Origin of the sequence: Saccharothrix sp. ST-888, assembly GCF_000955975.1 — a bacterium.
Classification (GTDB): Bacteria; Actinomycetota; Actinomycetes; order Streptomycetales; family Streptomycetaceae; genus Kitasatospora.
The window spans coordinates 1-641 of record NZ_JYJF01000325.1 but is presented as its reverse complement, the minus strand read 5'-3'; the positions used below and the strand labels follow the sequence as shown (position 1 = coordinate 641).

Below are 641 nucleotides of genomic sequence, written 5' to 3'. Positions count from 1 at the left end.
TGGCGCAGCTGCACGTCCGTGGTGCCAAGCTCGACTGGCAGGCGGTCTTCGCGGGTACCGGCGCGCAGCGCGTCGACCTGCCCACCTACGCCTTCCAGCAGGAGAACTACTGGCCGCGAGTCCGCTCCGGCCTGGTGGGCGATGTCGCGTCCGCCGGCCTGGGGTCGGCCGACCATCCGCTGCTGGGCGCCTCCGTGGCTCTCGCGGACGCGGACGGCCATCTCTTCACGGGACGGCTGTCGCTGGACTCGCACCCGTGGCTGGCCGACCACGCCGTGGGTGAGGTCGTGCTGCTGCCGGGAACTGCCTTTGTGGAACTGGCGGTTCGAGCGGGCGACCAGGTCGGCTGCGGTCGTATCGAGGAGCTGACCCTGGAGGCGCCGCTGGTCCTGCCGGCCAAGGGCGCCATGCAGGTCCAGGTCTCGGTGGGCACGCCGGACGAGTCGGGTCGACGTACCGTCGGCCTCTACTCCAGGGCCGAGGAAGCTTCGGCCGAGGAGCCGTGGACGCGTCACGCGGCGGGTCTGCTGGCCGAGGGTGGTGCTGCGGAGTCGTTCGATCTGGTGGAGTGGCCGCCGGTGGGTGCGGAGGCCGTGCCGGTCGATGAGCTGTACGACCGGTTCGCGGCGGCCGGGTTCGGT

The 641-nt window shown here is 71.9% G+C and carries 1 protein-coding gene; it reads left to right on the top strand.

Translation table 11 applies throughout. The annotated features are described in order from the left end of the window. Positions 1-641, top strand: a 641-nt coding sequence (locus UK12_RS32905; protein ID WP_045306879.1) for a polyketide synthase dehydratase domain-containing protein, incomplete at both ends; no start/stop codon positions are given.